At 59.0% G+C, this 15,881-nt stretch carries 17 protein-coding genes; 9 read left to right on the top strand and 8 right to left on the bottom strand.

Annotated features, from left to right (window positions below; genetic code table 11):
• The first annotated feature begins 388 nt into the window (after positions 1 to 388).
• A complete protein-coding gene (locus BRAGE_RS0115340) occupies positions 389 to 637 on the top strand; it encodes a hypothetical protein (protein ID WP_028146289.1) in 249 nt (82 codons plus the stop codon).
• 626 nt (positions 638 to 1,263) lie between these two features.
• Here the strand turns inward: BRAGE_RS0115340 and BRAGE_RS48665 are convergent.
• Positions 1,264 to 1,446, bottom strand: a complete 183-nt coding sequence (locus BRAGE_RS48665) for a hypothetical protein (RefSeq protein ID WP_035729741.1) — start codon at positions 1,444 to 1,446, stop codon at positions 1,264 to 1,266.
• A gap of 759 nt (positions 1,447 to 2,205) precedes the next feature.
• On the opposite strand from BRAGE_RS48665, the gene BRAGE_RS48660 reads away from it, so the two are divergent.
• Together BRAGE_RS48660 and BRAGE_RS54555 are read left to right on the top strand one after the other, a co-directional pair.
• Positions 2,206 to 2,466: a hypothetical protein gene (locus tag BRAGE_RS48660; RefSeq protein WP_141263143.1), complete on the top strand. Its 261-nt coding sequence runs from the start codon at positions 2,206 to 2,208 to the stop codon at positions 2,464 to 2,466.
• A 117-nt stretch (positions 2,467 to 2,583) separates the two neighbouring features.
• The gene (locus BRAGE_RS54555) at positions 2,584 to 2,859 is read left to right on the top strand and encodes a hypothetical protein (RefSeq protein ID WP_141263145.1); all 276 of its coding nucleotides are present in this window, start codon (positions 2,584 to 2,586) and stop codon (positions 2,857 to 2,859) included.
• Between the two features lie 1,211 nt (positions 2,860 to 4,070).
• Here the strand turns inward: BRAGE_RS54555 and BRAGE_RS52830 are convergent.
• A complete protein-coding gene (locus BRAGE_RS52830; protein WP_231164025.1) occupies positions 4,071 to 4,280 on the bottom strand; it encodes a hypothetical protein in 210 nt (69 codons plus the stop codon).
• A gap of 98 nt (positions 4,281 to 4,378) precedes the next feature.
• On the opposite strand from BRAGE_RS52830, the gene BRAGE_RS0115305 reads away from it, so the two are divergent.
• The gene (locus BRAGE_RS0115305) at positions 4,379 to 4,597 is read left to right on the top strand and encodes a hypothetical protein (RefSeq protein WP_027558105.1); all 219 of its coding nucleotides are present in this window, start codon (positions 4,379 to 4,381) and stop codon (positions 4,595 to 4,597) included.
• A gap of 948 nt (positions 4,598 to 5,545) precedes the next feature.
• Positions 5,546 to 5,755 (top strand): hypothetical protein, encoded by a 210-nt coding sequence (locus BRAGE_RS48655; protein WP_036055559.1) that lies wholly within the window; start codon positions 5,546 to 5,548, stop codon positions 5,753 to 5,755.
• A 19-nt stretch (positions 5,756 to 5,774) separates the two neighbouring features.
• Here BRAGE_RS48655 and BRAGE_RS0115290 read toward each other — a convergent pair whose 3' ends face one another.
• Both BRAGE_RS0115290 and BRAGE_RS0115275 read right to left on the bottom strand, forming a co-directional pair.
• Positions 5,775 to 5,957, bottom strand: coding sequence for a hypothetical protein (locus BRAGE_RS0115290; RefSeq protein WP_027558106.1), 183 nt, complete (start codon positions 5,955 to 5,957; stop codon positions 5,775 to 5,777).
• A 2,154-nt stretch (positions 5,958 to 8,111) separates the two neighbouring features.
• Positions 8,112 to 8,354 carry a hypothetical protein gene (locus BRAGE_RS0115275; protein ID WP_027558108.1) on the bottom strand — a complete coding sequence of 81 codons (243 nt, stop codon included), beginning with the start codon at positions 8,352 to 8,354 and terminating at the stop codon, positions 8,112 to 8,114.
• Between the two features lie 450 nt (positions 8,355 to 8,804).
• On the opposite strand from BRAGE_RS0115275, the gene BRAGE_RS0115270 reads away from it, so the two are divergent.
• Positions 8,805 to 9,050 carry a hypothetical protein gene (locus BRAGE_RS0115270; RefSeq protein ID WP_027558109.1) on the top strand — a complete coding sequence of 82 codons (246 nt, stop codon included), beginning with the start codon at positions 8,805 to 8,807 and terminating at the stop codon, positions 9,048 to 9,050.
• 473 nt (positions 9,051 to 9,523) lie between these two features.
• Positions 9,524 to 9,739 (top strand): hypothetical protein, encoded by a 216-nt coding sequence (locus BRAGE_RS54550; protein WP_027558110.1) that lies wholly within the window; start codon positions 9,524 to 9,526, stop codon positions 9,737 to 9,739.
• A gap of 421 nt (positions 9,740 to 10,160) precedes the next feature.
• Here the strand turns inward: BRAGE_RS54550 and BRAGE_RS0115250 are convergent, their stop codons facing one another.
• From BRAGE_RS0115250 to BRAGE_RS0115235, 4 genes are all read right to left on the bottom strand, one after another.
• A complete protein-coding gene (locus BRAGE_RS0115250) occupies positions 10,161 to 10,454 on the bottom strand; it encodes a hypothetical protein (RefSeq protein WP_141263147.1) in 294 nt (97 codons plus the stop codon).
• Positions 10,455 to 10,633: 179 nt separating this feature from the next.
• Positions 10,634 to 10,843: a cold-shock protein gene (locus tag BRAGE_RS52810; protein ID WP_018321049.1), complete on the bottom strand. Its 210-nt coding sequence runs from the start codon at positions 10,841 to 10,843 to the stop codon at positions 10,634 to 10,636.
• 593 nt (positions 10,844 to 11,436) lie between these two features.
• Positions 11,437 to 11,802 (bottom strand): response regulator, encoded by a 366-nt coding sequence (locus BRAGE_RS0115240; protein ID WP_231164027.1) that lies wholly within the window; start codon positions 11,800 to 11,802, stop codon positions 11,437 to 11,439.
• Between the two features lie 15 nt (positions 11,803 to 11,817).
• Positions 11,818 to 12,807, bottom strand: a complete 990-nt coding sequence (locus tag BRAGE_RS0115235) for a sensor histidine kinase (protein ID WP_027558113.1) — start codon at positions 12,805 to 12,807, stop codon at positions 11,818 to 11,820.
• A gap of 487 nt (positions 12,808 to 13,294) precedes the next feature.
• Between BRAGE_RS0115235 and BRAGE_RS0115230 the strand changes: the two genes are divergently transcribed.
• Together BRAGE_RS0115230 and BRAGE_RS0115225 are read left to right on the top strand one after the other, a co-directional pair.
• Positions 13,295 to 13,678 (top strand): DUF1330 domain-containing protein, encoded by a 384-nt coding sequence (locus BRAGE_RS0115230; RefSeq protein WP_027558114.1) that lies wholly within the window; start codon positions 13,295 to 13,297, stop codon positions 13,676 to 13,678.
• Between the two features lie 378 nt (positions 13,679 to 14,056).
• Entirely contained in the window at positions 14,057 to 15,259 is a 1,203-nt protein-coding gene (locus BRAGE_RS0115225) for an ABC transporter substrate-binding protein (RefSeq protein WP_027558115.1), read from the top strand.
• Positions 15,260 to 15,881: the final 622 nt, after the last annotated feature.

Raw genomic sequence — 15,881 nt, 5'->3', positions numbered from 1 at the left:
AGAATTTCCTCCTCAAATCTCCTTGCGACGCACTAGAGGGAGCCGGAGCAGAGTGCGATGCTTTCCTGGGACGATTCCAAGCAGTGGCTGAAGCGGAGACCCTCGCGCTCACCGGCAGCGCCGGTTCCGATCTGAGCGCCTTGGTAGAGCAATCGCTGAAGGCCGTGGGCCCGGAGAGATGCAAGGTGACTGCCGGCCAGCAGTTCGCCTCGCCCATCAGTGTTCAAATCCACAGGTCTCCTGGCAGAGCAAACCGATCTGCCCCTGCGGACTGAGCTGAGGCTCCGAGCGAATAGATTGCCGCTGATCGCAGCCATTTGTCGCCTTTGCCCACCACTCGCCACTAACCCGCCCTCTATCTGGTGGCTTGGGGAGCGGTGAATTGAAAATGACTGGAGAACGTCCCTACTCCGACCTTGAAATTGCCGCGCGCAAGCTCCTCGAACCCGCCGCGAACGTCGAGGCGTCCAAGATGGGCGCATCCAAGATCAACGCGCCGTTTCTGTTTGCGCTGAAGGCCAGCGGAGCCGAATTTGGCGCCGATATCCGGTACGCCGTCGAGCACGGCTGGCTCGAGTTGCACGAGAACGGAACTTACGTCAGGCTGCTCAACAAAGACGGAGCGCGGCCTCTCTGAAGAAGCCATGGGTGCTGTTCTAATTAGGACACCCGTGAATTAAATTTAGGACATTCTATCATTTGAGACTCCGGGAGTGAACCCGGGCGGGACGCTATCGACCGGCGTGCCGCGTTGAGTATGGTGCGTCGGGCAGTCTCGGCGCGTCTCGGTCCAGCCCCGGAGATGCCCCGGGGGCGTTCGTACCCGCACAGGGGAATTAGGACACCAGATGTCGCCGGACTTCGCCGGGCGGCATGTTCAATGAAGCGGTCAGGTCCGCATCCAACTCCCGTTCAACTAGGCTCGCTGCCCAGCCTTCTGGGATGGCGTCGAGCACTCTATCCACAGCGGCGCCTCGCTCCGTCGCTGCCAGCCAGAGCTGGCGTTCGCCGCTGTCGGTTGTGACCCGAACCAAATAAACCCGTTGCATCCCGTATTAGTAGCAAAACGGGCGTAGGTTTCTATAGGCTGGCCCTAATTCATCTTGCCGCGCAGCCTCTGGATGATCTCGCGAAGGTCGTTCGCGTACTCCGCGAACATACGGCCCGGCTTGACTTCACTCTCAGTCTGTTCGGCGCGGTCGGACATGCCTCGATGGTCCGCTGCTAAGGCAAGCTCCGTTTGAGCTAGATCAAAGAGACACCTTACTCTGCTGCCTCTCGGACGGTGCGGATTTGCTCAGATCGACGGGCCAATTCGTCGTAGGTCTTGGCGACCTTGCGGAGTGTTTCTTTCGTCTTTGCGTGCTCCGAATTGTCCGCCTTTGCCCGAAACTCTTCCGCGCGGTCCCGAAAATACTTGGGGGTGTGGATACGCTCGATGCCCATGACGCCAATCCCCGATTGGTACGTTCATGCTCATTAATGGACGATCCGTCCAACTGTTCCCTTCGTCTTTAGTCGTCCCAGATCAGTGCTCCGCACTTGCATTTGAAGATGCGGATAAAACGCTTCGTCTCCATGTCCCAAATCTTGTCAGCCAAAGTGAGCGGCTGGCTGCATTTGGAGCAGCGGTACACCACAGGCGTAGGAGGTGATGCGAGAGGCATAGCCCGTCTCTTTATCCAGAGACGCACAATCGCCGCGGCTGTTCCAAACTTAACTTAAGATATTTTGGCAGCTGCTCCGGCGACTGTCCGGAGCCCGCATCAAGTACGCGGTCGAGCGCGGCTGGCTTGAGCTGCGCTACGTGCGGCTGCTGGCGCCGAAAGTCTGCTGACGAGAGCGTAAAAGATGCGTCCTGCGCGCTGGCTGCCCAACTGATCGGGACAAAGTTCGGTAGGCTCGTTCTGCCTGCTCCTTCGTCAGATTGGCTGCCCATTCGGTCCCGATCAGCGCAGGTCCCTTGCGCTCTCGATCGTAAACCATCCAACCTGTGCTTCCCTCCAAGCGATGAACCTGCTCGTCCTGCCCTCTTTCAATCACTATGGCCTCCCGGTCATTACTGCTCTAGGCGAGTAGGCCGCACTCGACCAGCTTCAGCCACGCCTCCTTGTCGACGCTCGATGGTACTGTACGTCTTCGCCTCCGAGTATCCTAAGTTGATTGGGCGAGTGTCCTTAATTCGTTTTGGGAACGGCTCCCCTCGTGTATCGTTTGGTGCACATGATGACGCCAGCGGAATACTTGGAATTGGCAGAGTGCTTCGCCTGGGCCGCAGATCACGCTTGGGACCCGATCTCTAAGTCCCAACTCGAAGCCTCGGATAAAAGCTACTCTGTGCTCGAGCGCGCCTTTCATCCAGTTTGCACGAAAGCGTTTGCACTCCGCATGGTCGAGGGCGGCTGGCTGACGAAGAACGGCGATCGATACGAGCTGACTACCCAGGGACGTGAAGCGCCGGACTGAATTCCGGCGGCAGAGCAACAGGCAGTGAAACTCGAGCGTGTACCCATTTTCGATACAGGTGATCAACACGGAGTACGGCCACTCCAGCGTGAACCGGCGGGCCAGGGAGTAGAGATCTTGGCGGAGACTGCATGGCTACCGCTGGTCGCAATGCTGAAGTTGCCCCACTGGCTGATGATCGCAGGGGCGTTTCTTGTGGTCACCGGCTCTATTGGTGTTCTCGTCGGCGCAAAGAAAACAAAGAACACGGTGGACGCGAATACACATCCCGACGCCGCTACCGATACTCCGCGCCGGCAGATGGCGCCTTCGCCGAATCTTCTCGATTCTAAAAGAAAACCCCGCAAGAATGACGACGGCAGGACATCAAAAGAGCAAGGCCCGCCAGCGTGAACGGGTCGCAGCAGCGTTAAATAAGCACGGCTCCAGCTTGGGCAAAACCGGAGCCGCTATTTCCAATCTTCTGACCACGGAGTTCGGGGGCCAGAAGCTAACGGTAAACTGTGGACCTAGAGATCGGTTCCCACTGGCACCAGTAGAAAGCGAAAGGCCGCCCGGCCGCCAATTGAGGCGGCCTCAACGCGCACGTCGTTCTTCATCCTCGATAGCTGCGAGCCTATCGTACTGCTTGGCGAGTCCTATGAGGCTCTTCGCGATGTTCCTAAGTACGGTGGCGGTTCGTGGAGTGACGCCCGCGACCTCCGCCTTGCTGCGATAATCCATCGCTAGCGTCAGACATTCTCGGCAGTCCGCATTTCAAGCTCCGTGCCTATCGAGCCGACATCGCTGATCTACTGCAACGGACGACTTAGGAAAGTTCAAGAATGAACTTAGGGCGCTTGGCCTGCCAGCAGGAACCGGCGAAGCAGAACGTTCGCTATTCACATTTGTTGTAGCGGGAACTGGAGGCTCTCCGAAGATTCGGCAAAGCCGGGGCTGGCTCATACTTCACCTAGAATCTTTTCACTCGGCATTTTTGACACGGCGCGGCCGCAGCGATTGAGTTCGCTGCGGCCTTCGTCTTGGGCCGTGCCGTGAGGCCCCGCTGCCGATCACGCTGGAGTGCGCCCGGAAAATCGGCGACATCATGAAGTATGTCAGCGCGACCGAGAAGCCACAGGTTAGCTACAGTTTTTACATGTAGCGCAGAAAGCGTCTCTTTCTTGCTGCTTCGAAGGAGGTTGACTTGTCTGCGGTGCGGCAGGTCGCGCGGATGACGGAAGCAGTAGCAGTAACCTGCTGCTGAGCGGAGACCGGCTGCTGATCGCGCCACCATGCGGGACACACGTCCCCACGTCTGGTATCCTGTGCTCAACATCGCGGCCGATCATCGCATCACGAAATCTCGCCTGGCCGCAGGTTCAGAGGAACGCTGGCCGAACCTTGCCGTTCATGCGTCATGATGACCGCTCAGGAATACCTCAAGCTCGCTCACAACTTTGACGAAGCCGCCGAGAATGCGCGGGATACGATTTCCCGGCAACAGTTGCGGGCATTGGCAGACAGCTACCTTGTGCTTTCAAAAAGCGCAGCAGTCCTTGAGCGGTCGCAGGGAGCGGTAGCGGCACTGCCGCAGCGGGAGCAGCCGCCCCTTGGAACTCGACCTAACGCGACTCATTCAGTTCACGAATGATGTGGTCTCGATGCTGAACATGAAGCGCTTGCGATTGTTGCATCGTGGCGAGGATATCGTTGGCCGCTTGCGTGTCGTGACCATCGCGATGAAGCTCAGCGACCAACTCTTCCTGCCTTGCAAGGTGCCGCTCGCCTTCTGCCACGTGGCGTTCCGCTTCGTATAGGTGGCGCAGCAGCATTGCCCTATCCATCAAGCATCGTAGCACGCCGCTCAACTCATTAACACCGGATACTGTGGCGGCGCTCGCAAGGCGCTATCATCTTTGTAGGGCAGGCGATGAGCGCATTGACGAAGTTGACGGCTGACATGCCGGAGAGAGAAGCAAAGCCGCTCCTCGATGCCTATAACCTTGTCCTGACCAGGCTCGGCTTAATGGATCGGGACGACCCTCTTACGCTCATGATTGGCAAGCGTGTGATGAAGGTAGCGCGATCCGGCGTTATGGAGCCGAACGCGATTGCGGAGCAGGTTCTTCGTGACTTCCCCGCCAACTGACATCGGTATCCTGGTTAGGAAACGGTTCGTAAGTTTGACGGCGGAGAAAAGTATCAGGGGGGCTGACGGACAGGAGTCGGCTCCAATCAGTCAAACGCTGGGCCATTTGCTTTCGCTTTCTGGCCCGCTGGTCATAGAGGTTGCCGGCGCGGAAGATCGGAGCCATGGCAGACATCCTGTTCTACCCACTGAACACCCTTCACCCCTTCCCGGTTCACAGGAACCCAGCCCGCTATTCGTTCTTGAAGGCAGCGGAGCGGCGTGCCCATGCACGGGACGGAACGTGATCTCCTGCTCGCGAGGGCAGATGAGGCTATCGCTGAGGCTCACCGATTGGTAGCTGACGCAGACCGCCTGCTCGCCACTGCCTCAATGATATGCCGTTATGCAGACCAGTCCAATACCTTGCTGACCGGATTGCCTCTGACGTGGGCGATTGCCATTCGGTCGCGTAGGTTGAGTTATTTCTCCTGAACGGACCGCGAGGCCCTGCGCCAGAGCAGAGCCGCAACAGTCGGTGGTCTCCTCAATGCAAGAAAAACCCGGTCAACATTGCTGGCCGGGTTAGTCAGAGGGGAAGGAAAACCAGTACGCCGGGTCCGGCAACGGAGCGTACCCTCAGCCGTTCCTTCGGGAACGCGAACTTTCCCGCCGCGTGTGAAAACTGTTTGATGCACGTTAATCCCAAGTCGAACGGGTGAGAGTAGGAACGCCGGCACCTTCGATGGCTTGGTCCCTATGAGAACCCCGCGAATTGGCTGAGCGTTGCAGGCTCGCAAGGTTGGCCGAAAGAAAGGGCAGCCAAACATGCGCTCGCGTCCCTTGAGCACAGCCATTCACGCTCGCCAACAGCGCCGAAGTTGTTGCGCAAGCAGAGGCCCGCTTAGCTGTTACGAAGAGCCTCAAGCCGCCTAAGAAATAGAACCTGTACTGCCGGAGACCGATCAGATGATTGACGCTTTGATGCACTTCATTGAACGCGCTCTGACGTTCGAGCAGCTTGCTGACGAGGAGAGCAATCCCGACCTGAAGGAGATGTTTGAAAGTCAAGCGGCGGCATACCGAGAGCTTGCTGCGTCGCAAGCGCAAGAAATGGGCCTGCCACCACCAAGCACGCCTTCGCGCCGGTTAAGCCCCGTGGCAAAGCGGACGACGTGAGATTGGGGCAAAACGCAGTTCACCCGCTCGCCTTCCGCTGTTCCAACATTTTCTGCTCGACGTGGTCGGCAAGAATGGTCAAGTGGCTTGCGAGGCGCTCAAACAACTCTCGCTTGGCCCCGTCCGTCGCCAAGTCGCGGATGAGGGCGCACTCGGCGGCTTCCCTACGCAGCTTCTCTAGGTGTTCCTGATAGTCCTTCATCCATGACCACTGGAGCGTTGCCAACTGCTCCCGCATGGTTGGGCGAAGGAACCACCAATTCAATATGCGAGCGCCCTCGCGAGGGTTTCGGCCAAGTTGTAGGTGGCTCAGCCCTCAGGAGCGCCCGCGACAATTCCAGCAGTTCTCGCGATCTGGCTAGCATAGTCCGGGTGAGTTCAGTTCCGGCTCTTGTGCGCTCACTGGCGAATGCCACGCAGTCGCGAAAGACTTCCACTTCCCGGAGTATCCGCATGGCAGCCTCCCGGTCGTCGTCCAGTGAAACCAACATACGTTAAGAACTGGAAACAGGAAACTCGGAAATTCGAGTTGGAGCAGGACACCACTTCGTAAGGCGGCACGGACATTGGTGTAGGCCGAACGGTGCTACCCTTCTGGTAGTGCAATAGTAGTCGCGTCACGGGAGAAATCGCCGCCTGTGCCGGCAAAAGATCGCACTTTACAGCTTCCCAGCGGGGGCGTGCGTCAATACAGCAAGGAAGGCCCCTCTCCTGCTCGCTTGAATGGAATAACGCAAATACCGCCACGGAAGGAGCAAGAGCGCCGTCTGTCCGAGTGTCTCCCGAATCCGAACCATCACGCCAGGTCCTCGTCCCGTCCGGGTACACCTGCGACCACATGGATCGCAATCGACGCTTACCTCGACGCGATCCGGCACATGGAAGAGGATCATGACCATGTTCAATTCGCCGTTCGGGCTGTCGATCTGGCGGTCCTAATCGGTGACAGGGAACGTGTCGAACGCACGCGCTCCGCGATGAGCGTGCATCGAGCGACTAGGAAAAAAGGACGCGGCTTGTGGTGGCGTGCGGTCGACCGGTTGCTCAAAGACAAGAATGCGGGCGTCACCGACGAAGAGCGCGCTGAGTTGGTTGCAGACCTGGAGAGCATGCAAGCGAAGGCGCCGGTGAATACAGGCCACGGAAGCTCCTATTGTTCGCGCGACGCATTTGCGGCGGCGATGAGACGACGCAAGTCGATGTTGTACTGCGGCACGAGGGGCCTTCCCTTTCCTCCTTCGAATGTAGCTCCGGGTTTGGCGTACCCATTCGTAGTTCGTCGCCGTAGCTAGTCGCGAGAGTCCGAACCGGACAGCCGAAAATCGCCGAAACGCCAATGTCTTGTCTATTCAGTGAGGAGGAGTGGATATCCTCTGGCCTTCGAGAATTGGAGTCTATCACTAGCCGCAACGTGTACGCCCCCAAACCACGCCACCCGCTTCTCCTTGAGGGCCACGTCAGTTGGCGGCCTCTACCTCCAACGCTAGGCACAAGTGCGAGAGAGCGATGAACGATGAAGCAAAAGAAGCGGGCCTTGCGGCGCTGATCAGCCGCATTCTGGGCGGCAAGCGCGCCGACGAGCAAGCTTCCGCGGCTATCCGCTCGCTGAGGCTGGTCGCCGCACCTCCGGCGCCGGCGACGCCGCCAACGCTCCAAGGGGAGCCAGCGACCGCGGCAGCGCCGCCAGAAAAGCCGGTCGTTCCTTTGTCCGCCGGCGGCCCGATGAAGAACGAGCGCGATTGCCCGCGGTGGCGATCGCCGATCTCGTCCTTTGGCGAGCTTCGAAAAATGGATGCTTTCCGAGATCCGGACTCTCGATCACCGTCTACGAAAGTCGACCTTGGAATGTCATGATCAGGTTCGCACCGCTCTCGACCACTTCCCAAGACGCTGCACGCCTACGACACGCTTTGCCCGACATCGTCTTCAGTCTTCAGCAGTACGTTGAGCTCGAAAAGTAGATTCTGTCGATCATGTTCTGCCAAACTCGACGGTCCTGCCCCCCGCGCTCGGCGTGACTTTCGTTAATTGGGCATTATCGAGGGCGAAGTCCGCTTCGCGCCGAGAGCTGCCCTTCCTGCGAAGTCGCACTTTGACCCATTGCGGCCCTGTGGCTAATCTGATGCCGCTCTAGGCAGCCCGAGAAAGCGTGAGCAATGAGATGGCGGCGATCAGCGCGTGTCTAGCGTTTGACCGTGGCCTTCTTCTCGAGTTCATTGATTCTGTCCAGTGCGTTGCTGAGGAGCTCGCCTAACACCAGCAATGTTCCTCTCGCATTGCCATAGCCGTTCTCGCAGTGCCTTTGGTGATTGGAGCAAAGATGGATGCGACTCCGTCGGCTCTGTGCAAGTCGAATTCACTTGCGGCGATCCCGCTCAATCCGGTTGGCGGTCGCGAGTTTTCCCTCTATGTACTGCTTTAGATCACCGATCTCTGCCTCAAGGGCCTCTCGCGGGATGTTTTGCGTCTTGGCCCCCTCAACGAGGCGGTCAACCAGTACGTCCACGCTTTGTGGGGCGCCCGGCGCCCCATATTGCTCCGCAGCGTGAACGCTGTTCTCGATCCAAAAATCAATGTACTCGCGTGTCGTCGTTGGCATGTGAAGTTTCTGCCAGTATCGAATTGAGCTTCGCGTGGAAAGTAACTAGAGGAGAGTAACTATATGCAGAGCTGGGGGCAAGGCGGCGCCGGCACAGCCGTGCCAGGCTTAGCTATCGGGGCCTGTATCTCCCGGCTTCACGGCTATCCTGCTTCCATCCTCAGCGGCCTAGTTCAATTTTCGCAGTGGCCTGTTTCGCCTTTTGAGCGCATAAACGGGCATGCCCGATTCCCACTACCGAACCTGCCACTGTGGAGCGATCTATAGCCGAACCGAGGCGATGGCCCCGGGTCGGCAGATCGCCAGCTTCGAGTGCTCGGTTTGTGGCGCGACCATGGAATCGTGGAACACCGCTTGGGTGCCCACCTATAGATTGATTGCTGGCCCCGTCCGCCTTCCGCGACCCAGCTAGCAATTGCAACTCTCAGCAATTCCGCGGATTAGCCATCGATGGCAGAGTCGTTCGGCACTTCATTCACTATCGTTGAGGTGACCTCAGACGACGCTCCGCGGCCAACGAAGCAGATGTGGCTCGCCTTAGCCAAGCCTAGTCAGGCATTGACGCTAGTCCTCGCTGCCGTTCCCGAAGGCTGGACTGCGGAAGTTGTGCCAACGGTCCTCACTGAAAAGCAGCAGAGGATGTTCGAGGAACTCAACCTCAAACCCGGCGATGTTTACAGGATCGCTCCAGAGTAAAGCGTCCTCGGTGGCGGCGGGGCGACGTCTGCTATTGCCATTACTCCAGGCCGAATATGGCTGAACGGGGTTCCCTTTTCGGCTGCCTTCGTACATAGTTCGGCATGGCAAAAACAAAAGTCAGCTTCAAACCAGTTCGTAAATCCGAGGGCGACTGGGCTATCATCGCCGAGTACCCGGGCGCAGAAGCACGAGAGATTACAGGCTTCACGAGCAAAGCCGAAATTGACGAATGGATGAATGGGGAGCGTCGGATCGCTTGGCTCCGATCACAGGGTTACGCGAAGTGACTCGATGAATCCTTCAGCGTGCGTCAGTTGCTCCTGGCGCGGTGAAGGTCTGGACTCGCTTGTTATTCCAGCTCACTCAACCAAAGCGCCATTCTCGCGGCGCGGCCGAGACTCTCTCGCGGCAAGCAGAGAGTGCTGAACGCTTGTGGCCCGTCGAAGATCCCTGCGGCCAGGAGAACCAACATGTCGACCTACAAGAAGTGTCAGACTCGCTTTCAAGTTGGCAGCAGCCTTGAAGTGGGCCATCAGCGCTATGAGGCGAGTTGGCCAGGATCGATGAGCCAAATGATCCTACGCAAACGGTGGGACCTCGACCAGCGTTCCGGTCACTCGCAACAATGCTTGCTGTTCCAGTCCCTTCCCATCAGGCAAGAACTCGCCCAGCGCGATGTGAGATAGCCGGCCAGAGGGCGCATTGGGCTGGTGGATAATGAAAGCGTAACCGTTTGTGGGCTCGCGTGCGACGAACCATGCGTCCCCGTTTGGGCTCCGATAGAGCTCCCGCCGGTCTGACATTTTTCCTCCCTGCTGCCTCCGGGCACCGTCTGATCAACGTTTGCGGGAAAGATGCGGAGATCAGTGAAAATACGAAAGCTGATCTTCCGTAACCACGCGCTCAATGTTCTCGGACCTGCACTTGATGCGATATCTTACTCGTCCATCGGACTCGATCGGCATGCACTGTACGATCGTGTAGATCTTTGGCAGTTCAGTTGCGGCGCGTCCTTGGGGACCCTGGGCGTGGTGCCGAACCTCTTCATTTAGCTTATAGACGTATGACATATTTTCCTCGACGTTTACGGCTCTCTCGGCGGTCTTGCTAGTCTTCGAGAATGGATTTTGTCGCCTCGAATATCTGTTCCGCGGTGCCCTTAATCGTCCCCTTTGCCCAAGCTTGGAACACTGTGACGTATGCGTTCTTGTAAGCCGCTTCGTCCGCTGAGAAGTAGACTTCGTCTGTCGCAGTATCCAAGACAAGCGCTCCTGTATCGATACAAATCTCCTCAATCAGGACCATGCGTTCTTCTTGCTCGGCCAGATGACGTTTTACTATGCTCATTGGATCTCCTGCTTGGCACTGAGGAATCACGTTCCCGATGCGGCTGGTGAACATGCCGACGTAGTCCACCGGACACAGGCGCAACAGTCAAGGAAGCCGCAGTGGCTCCCGCTTTTTGATCTTCTTGCCTGCTTGAATGAAAAACCCCGCCCCGATAACTCCGGGAGCGGGGCAGGACCACAAGCTCTGCCAGTACATCCGTGGCCAGAGCGACAGGTCTGTCGTGCTCTTAATTAAGCAGCACGAAGATTTTCGGCAGCGGACTTGCCAGTACGACGGTCTGCGACGACATCGTAAGACAGCGTCTGACCTTCCGTCAGAGTTCCCATCCCGGCGCGTTCGACCGCGCTGATGTGAACAAAGACGTCGTTGGTGCCGTTTGATGGCTGGATAAAGCCGAAGCCCTTTTGGGTATTAAACCACTTCACTGTACCGGTGTTCATCAGGTTTTTCCTTATACGCGCAGGGCCTGGCGCGCGGAGTTGCCGCCAGCCGTCCGGTTAGTCGATGATGGAGAATGTCTGAAACGTGCGCGCCGTCAGGATCTGAGGCGAAAGCGGAACAGTTGTTCGGCCAGTATCGATGCGTGGGACAATACACTAGCAGTTGACAGACTTCAAGAAGGAAACCAGCGGTGCGTCAGCGTGGTAGTGCACCCATCGTCTGTGAGAACCGACCAGCGCCGGCGAGGCTTGAATGGCCGAAGCCGGATCGGGAGCATGGCATGTTGCACATGTCGGGATCAGCGAACTCCGACGGCGTTCGGTATCGCAAGGCGTTGAGGCAACGTACCACAGCGTCAGCTGGTCTAATGCAAATATGCGCGTTGCCACCACTACCACAAAGGCTGCGGTAGAGATGGCTGATCAATCTGCGACTTCGCGCCCGTTCCGATTGTTTGGGCAGACCTGTCGCCGGACGAAGTCGAACTAGTCGTTCCGGCCACACAGGCTCGACGTCCTTGAGCCAGAGCCGAAATGTCGATGATCTTGAAGCTCTCGCAAGTGACGACAAGGGCCGGAGCGACCAAGTATCCTTACGTTTCACCCAGGGCGCTCCGAAGGATCTTGAGTAGATACTCACGCCTCCATGACTTTCCGACATTGACCGCGTCTCGAAGGGCGGGATGGGCTTGGAGGTCGGCGGCAACGTAGCCGCTGGCGAGAATGAACGGCACCGCCATCGCCCGGAGCGTCTCCGCGACCGGGGTGACCCATTCTCCGGCCAGGTTGACGTCGAGGATGGCAGCGTCGGGGCGGTCCGCCTTCAACAACTCCAAAGCGCTATCGATGTCTGGGACCGGGCCGACGACGCGGTACCCAGCACTCCTCAGTTCGGCGTCGAGCTCCAACGCGATAAGGTACTCGTCTTCGACCACCAGTATTCGGGGAGCTTCCGGCACGATTGTCCCCGGGGTTCAAGACTCCACAGGCGCGGTGATGTGAACCCTTAAACCGGTTGGCTCATACTTCAGTTCCACAGCGCCGCGTAAGCCTTGCACGGCGCTGAGATCGATCAGCCTGGAGCCGAAGCCGGAGCGAGTTGGCGGAGCAACTGGCGGGCCGTTTTCCTCTCGCCAGTCGATGTGCAGGAAGGTGTTGCCCTGCCCTTCCGACGTGCGCCAGCTCAAGCGGACCAGCCCTCCAGTGTTGGAGAACGCCCCGTACTTCCAAGCGTTGGTGACGAGTTCATGCAGAATGAGGCTCATCGGCATGATCTGCCGTGGATTGAGACGCACTGCTGGTCCTGGGGTTATCTGGTATCGCTCCGGGCCCGCGGCCTTCAGCGATTGCTCCACAAGGGCACTCAGATTGGCTTCAGCGCTGCTGGCAAGCGCGATAGTCTCGGCTTCGGCCACGGCCTGGAACCGTCCCAAGAAGGCATCGCGATATTCCTTGGCTGTGCGGCCCTCCACATCCGTCTGATTGGCAAGCGACCGTACGATCCCCAGAAGGTTCTTCATGCGGTGGCGCGTTTCAGTGAGGAGAATGTCTTTCTGGACGTCTCGTTGCCGCCTGTCGGTCACGTCCTCAAACAGGATCAGGAGGCTGGTGCTGTTATTGTCGGGGTGAACGAGACGACGTGCGCTGACCAGCATTGTGCGCGGACCGATCGTCGGGAACTCTGATGTCACCTCATATCCGACGACGGCGGTAGACCGGGGAATGATCTCGCTGACGAGGCGCCTGAGTTCGGGTATGTCCCATTGACTGCCACCAAGGGCGAATAGGCTGCGTCCAACCGTCTCATCCCGAGCCACCCTGAAGGTTTCGTAGAACCCGCGGTTGGCTGTAAGGACGCAGCCCGCCTGATCGAGCACCAGAAGGGGCTCCTCAAGTGTGTCAACGATCCCTTGCGCCTGGACATGCTCGCTGCGCAGAAGCCGGTACAAGTCTTCGAGATTCATCTGCCCGCTCACCTAGAAGGTTCCTCATAAGCTAATACGGGGCGGGGTCGTTCACAAAGGAAATTGGGCCAGTGTGCTGATAACAATGTCCGCACTTGAGTGCGGACCCGCACCAGCTAAGAGCCATTAAATGTGGCCCAAGCGTCCTGACACACTTACCCTCAGTTTGTTCAGGGCATCTGCGAGCGCTTCCGCTGAATGCCTCGTCGCGACCCTGCTTGTCACAGGATGTCTCCTCATGTCTCCTCCTGGCCGGTCGCGGCCAAACAGAATGCCCGTTGAGGCGTCGGCTGTCGGGCATAGAGCGGAAGCTGATCGCAGCAGTCTGGACCGCTGATTTGACCCGAAGTGGACGAAACTCTTTCATGTTGCGTTAGACGCCGAGTGCCGGACTATCCGAAGCCGGTGTCCTAGATTGCTCACTGCTCGGTCTTAAAAAGCAGTACTATTGGCTGCCGGATCATCGGCAAGCAACTGGGAGGAAGTCATGAGAATACAACATTCGATGACATTGCTCGCAGGCATCGCAATCGGCGCCATCGCTGTCCAGGGCCTCCACGCTCAAGGGGCCAAGCTGAAAGCCTACGTCATCAGCGAAAATGAAATCCTCGATGCTTCGGCCCAGGCCGCTTACCTGCCTACGGCCCGCAATCTGATAGCAGACGCTCATGGTCGCGCCTTGCGTACCGCAGCCGGAAGGGTAGTTCAGATAGAGGGGGGCGCACCCCCCAAGAGTGCAGCACTCACCGAATGGGACAGCGTAGATGACGCGGTGGCATTCTACAAATCGAAAGCCTGGGCGGACCTAGCTCCCCAGCGTGACAAGGCAGTCAAGGTCGTGCGCAGGTATGCCGTCGAAGTCGAGAAATAGCCCCCAGACCGCGTGCCGCAATAACTGACCAGGAGGCCGCCCGCCTTGGCGGCCTTCCTTCCAACGCCGACAGCGCGGCTCAATCGGAACAACGTCGGCCTCTCGCACAGTTGAACGTCGGCTCGTGGCCCCTCAGAGACCTGCGAACGGCCGGTCACAACGTCTGCTAGGGTAGACCGGAAGTGACGCCCGGGCCGCCAAAACGGCACTCATGACCGCCCCACACCGGACATGCCCGCCCGGTCGCTGCCATGCCGCGCTGAAGTGCGGCGCGAGAAGCAAAGGCCAACGCCCCGCTTTGCAGTGATGCCCTTCCCCTGTACCATCATGCCAAGACCACCGGCGTTCAGCGGTCGCTACGGGCAACGGGAGGTTTTCATGCGTCGCAACATCATCGCTGCGCTCCTGTTGTGGGGAGCGGGGCTGACCGCCTCCGCGGTCGCGCAGCCGGTTAAGCTCGGTGTCCTCAACGACCAGACGGGACTGTACGCGGATCTGACCGGCATGGGCTCGGTCCACGCTGCGCGCATGGCGGTCGAGGACTACGGCGGCAAGGTGCTGGGCCGACCGATCGAAGTCATCTTCGCCGACCACCAAAACAAGCCCGACGTCGGCGCAAACATCGCGCGGCAGTGGATCGAGACCGAGGGCGTCAACCTCATCCTCGACATTCCCAATTCGGCTGTGGGGCTCGCTGTGCGTGAGGTGACGCGCACGCACGACGCCGTTGACATCAACACCGGCGCCGCCACGTCGGATCTCTCCGGAAAAGCCTGTTCGCCGCACGGCGTGCACTGGAGCTTCGACACCTACGGCCTTGCCGCGACGATCGGGCAGGCACTGGTGAAGCAGGGTGGGGATAGCTGGTTTTTCATCACCGCCGACTACGCATTCGGGCATGCCCTCGAGCGCGACACCTCAGCATTCGTCGCGGCCGCCGGTGGCAAGGTGGTGGGGGCCGTGCGCCATCCGCTCAATACCGCCGACTTCTCGTCCTTTCTCCTGCAGGCGCAAGCCTCGAAGGCGAAAATCGTCGCTCTCTCGAATGCTGGCGGCGATACCATCAACGCGATCAAACAGGCCGCGGAATTCGGCTTGGGCCGCGGCGGCGACCAGCGCGTGGCCGCGCTTCTGCTACAATTTCCCGACACCCACGCGCTTGGCCTCGAAGCGGCGCAGGGCCTGACCGCGAGTGAGACTTTCTTCTGGGACCTCGACGACGCGACCCGCGCCTGGACCAAGCGCTTCCTCGTGCGCAACGTTGGTAAGCCTCCAAGCATGATCCATGCAGGGACCTACGGCGCGACGTTGCATTACCTCAAGGCGGTGGCGGCAGCTGGCACGACCGATGCGACAAAGGTAGTCGCCAAGATGAAGGAACTGCCGATTGACGACTTCTACACCAAGGGCACCGTGCGCGAGGACGGCCGTGTGATGCGGCCTTATTATCTGCTGCAGGTGAAGAAGCCCTCGGAATCCAGATACTCGTTCGATTATCTCAAAGTCCTTGCCACAGTGCCGGCTGAGAAAGCCGCGCGGCCGCTGAGCGAGAGCGCTTGCCCGATGGTGAAGCACCTCTGAGATCGGTCGCGGCGACGTGTCGGCGGCTCGCGTCGCTATCATCGGTCGTTCTCGACCTCGACCGGCCGGTTTATGAAGCTTCGGTGCCCGTCACGGACACTGTTCTGTGGCGAGCGGCCTTCGAAGGCCCGGCGCCCTGACCAGAGATGCATTGGTTCGCATGCGCTTTGAAATGGCCGGCTCTCGAGCAGAGCGGTTCGGGAATGACCGCTTCTGGCCCCGTTGGCGACTTCGCGCTTGCACGAAATGTCTGCTTCGCGCCAAGAGCGGTCCAAGCTTTCGATAGTCGGACGTTATGAAAGGGTTCAGCCAGTTGCTGCGATCTAGCGGCTTGCGAAGTGCCCTGCTCCTTCGAGTCGGGCGGGCGTGGTCGCAACGGGCGGGCAAATTTGTAGCTCGTCACCGTAGCTACTCACAAGGGGCGGAGTCCAATTGTCGAAAACCGCTGCCACTGCAATGTCTTGACGATTCTGGTGCGGAGGAGCGGTGATCCGCTGATTGGTCCGGGACCCCGCTTCGTCCGCTTTGCGCGCCATAAGCACCCCATCCCAGACGTCCGACGACTGAGGCATCTCCGGTAAGGGACAGTCAGCCCGAGAGGCTGGCCCGCCTCTTCGCGGCC

Origin of the sequence: Bradyrhizobium genosp. SA-4 str. CB756 (assembly GCF_000473125.1) — a bacterium.
Classification (GTDB): Bacteria; Pseudomonadota; Alphaproteobacteria; order Rhizobiales; family Xanthobacteraceae; genus Bradyrhizobium; species Bradyrhizobium arachidis.
This window is presented reverse-complemented; position numbering and strand designations above follow the sequence as displayed.

Bases quoted from the DNA above. Each gene is read 5' to 3' on its own strand.
- BRAGE_RS0115340 (WP_028146289.1), top strand. From the start codon at position 389: ATGACTGGAGAACGTCCCTACTCCGACCTTGAAATTGCCGCGCGCAAG.
- BRAGE_RS48665 (WP_035729741.1), bottom strand. From the start codon at position 1,446: ATGGGCATCGAGCGTATCCACACCCCCAAGTATTTTCGGGACCGCGCG.
- BRAGE_RS52830 (WP_231164025.1), bottom strand. From the start codon at position 4,280: ATGCTGCTGCGCCACCTATACGAAGCGGAACGCCACGTGGCAGAAGGC.
- BRAGE_RS0115305 (WP_027558105.1), top strand. From the start codon at position 4,379: ATGAGCGCATTGACGAAGTTGACGGCTGACATGCCGGAGAGAGAAGCA.
- BRAGE_RS48655 (WP_036055559.1), top strand. From the start codon at position 5,546: ATGATTGACGCTTTGATGCACTTCATTGAACGCGCTCTGACGTTCGAG.
- BRAGE_RS0115290 (WP_027558106.1), bottom strand. From the start codon at position 5,957: ATGAAGGACTATCAGGAACACCTAGAGAAGCTGCGTAGGGAAGCCGCC.
- BRAGE_RS0115275 (WP_027558108.1), bottom strand. From the start codon at position 8,354: ATGCCAACGACGACACGCGAGTACATTGATTTTTGGATCGAGAACAGC.
- BRAGE_RS0115270 (WP_027558109.1), top strand. From the start codon at position 8,805: ATGGCAGAGTCGTTCGGCACTTCATTCACTATCGTTGAGGTGACCTCA.
- BRAGE_RS54550 (WP_027558110.1), top strand. From the start codon at position 9,524: ATGTCGACCTACAAGAAGTGTCAGACTCGCTTTCAAGTTGGCAGCAGC.
- BRAGE_RS0115250 (WP_141263147.1), bottom strand. From the start codon at position 10,454: ATGTTCACCAGCCGCATCGGGAACGTGATTCCTCAGTGCCAAGCAGGA.
- BRAGE_RS52810 (WP_018321049.1), bottom strand. From the start codon at position 10,843: ATGAACACCGGTACAGTGAAGTGGTTTAATACCCAAAAGGGCTTCGGC.
- BRAGE_RS0115235 (WP_027558113.1), bottom strand. From the start codon at position 12,807: ATGAATCTCGAAGACTTGTACCGGCTTCTGCGCAGCGAGCATGTCCAG.
- BRAGE_RS0115230 (WP_027558114.1), top strand. From the start codon at position 13,295: ATGAGAATACAACATTCGATGACATTGCTCGCAGGCATCGCAATCGGC.
- BRAGE_RS0115225 (WP_027558115.1), top strand. From the start codon at position 14,057: ATGCGTCGCAACATCATCGCTGCGCTCCTGTTGTGGGGAGCGGGGCTG.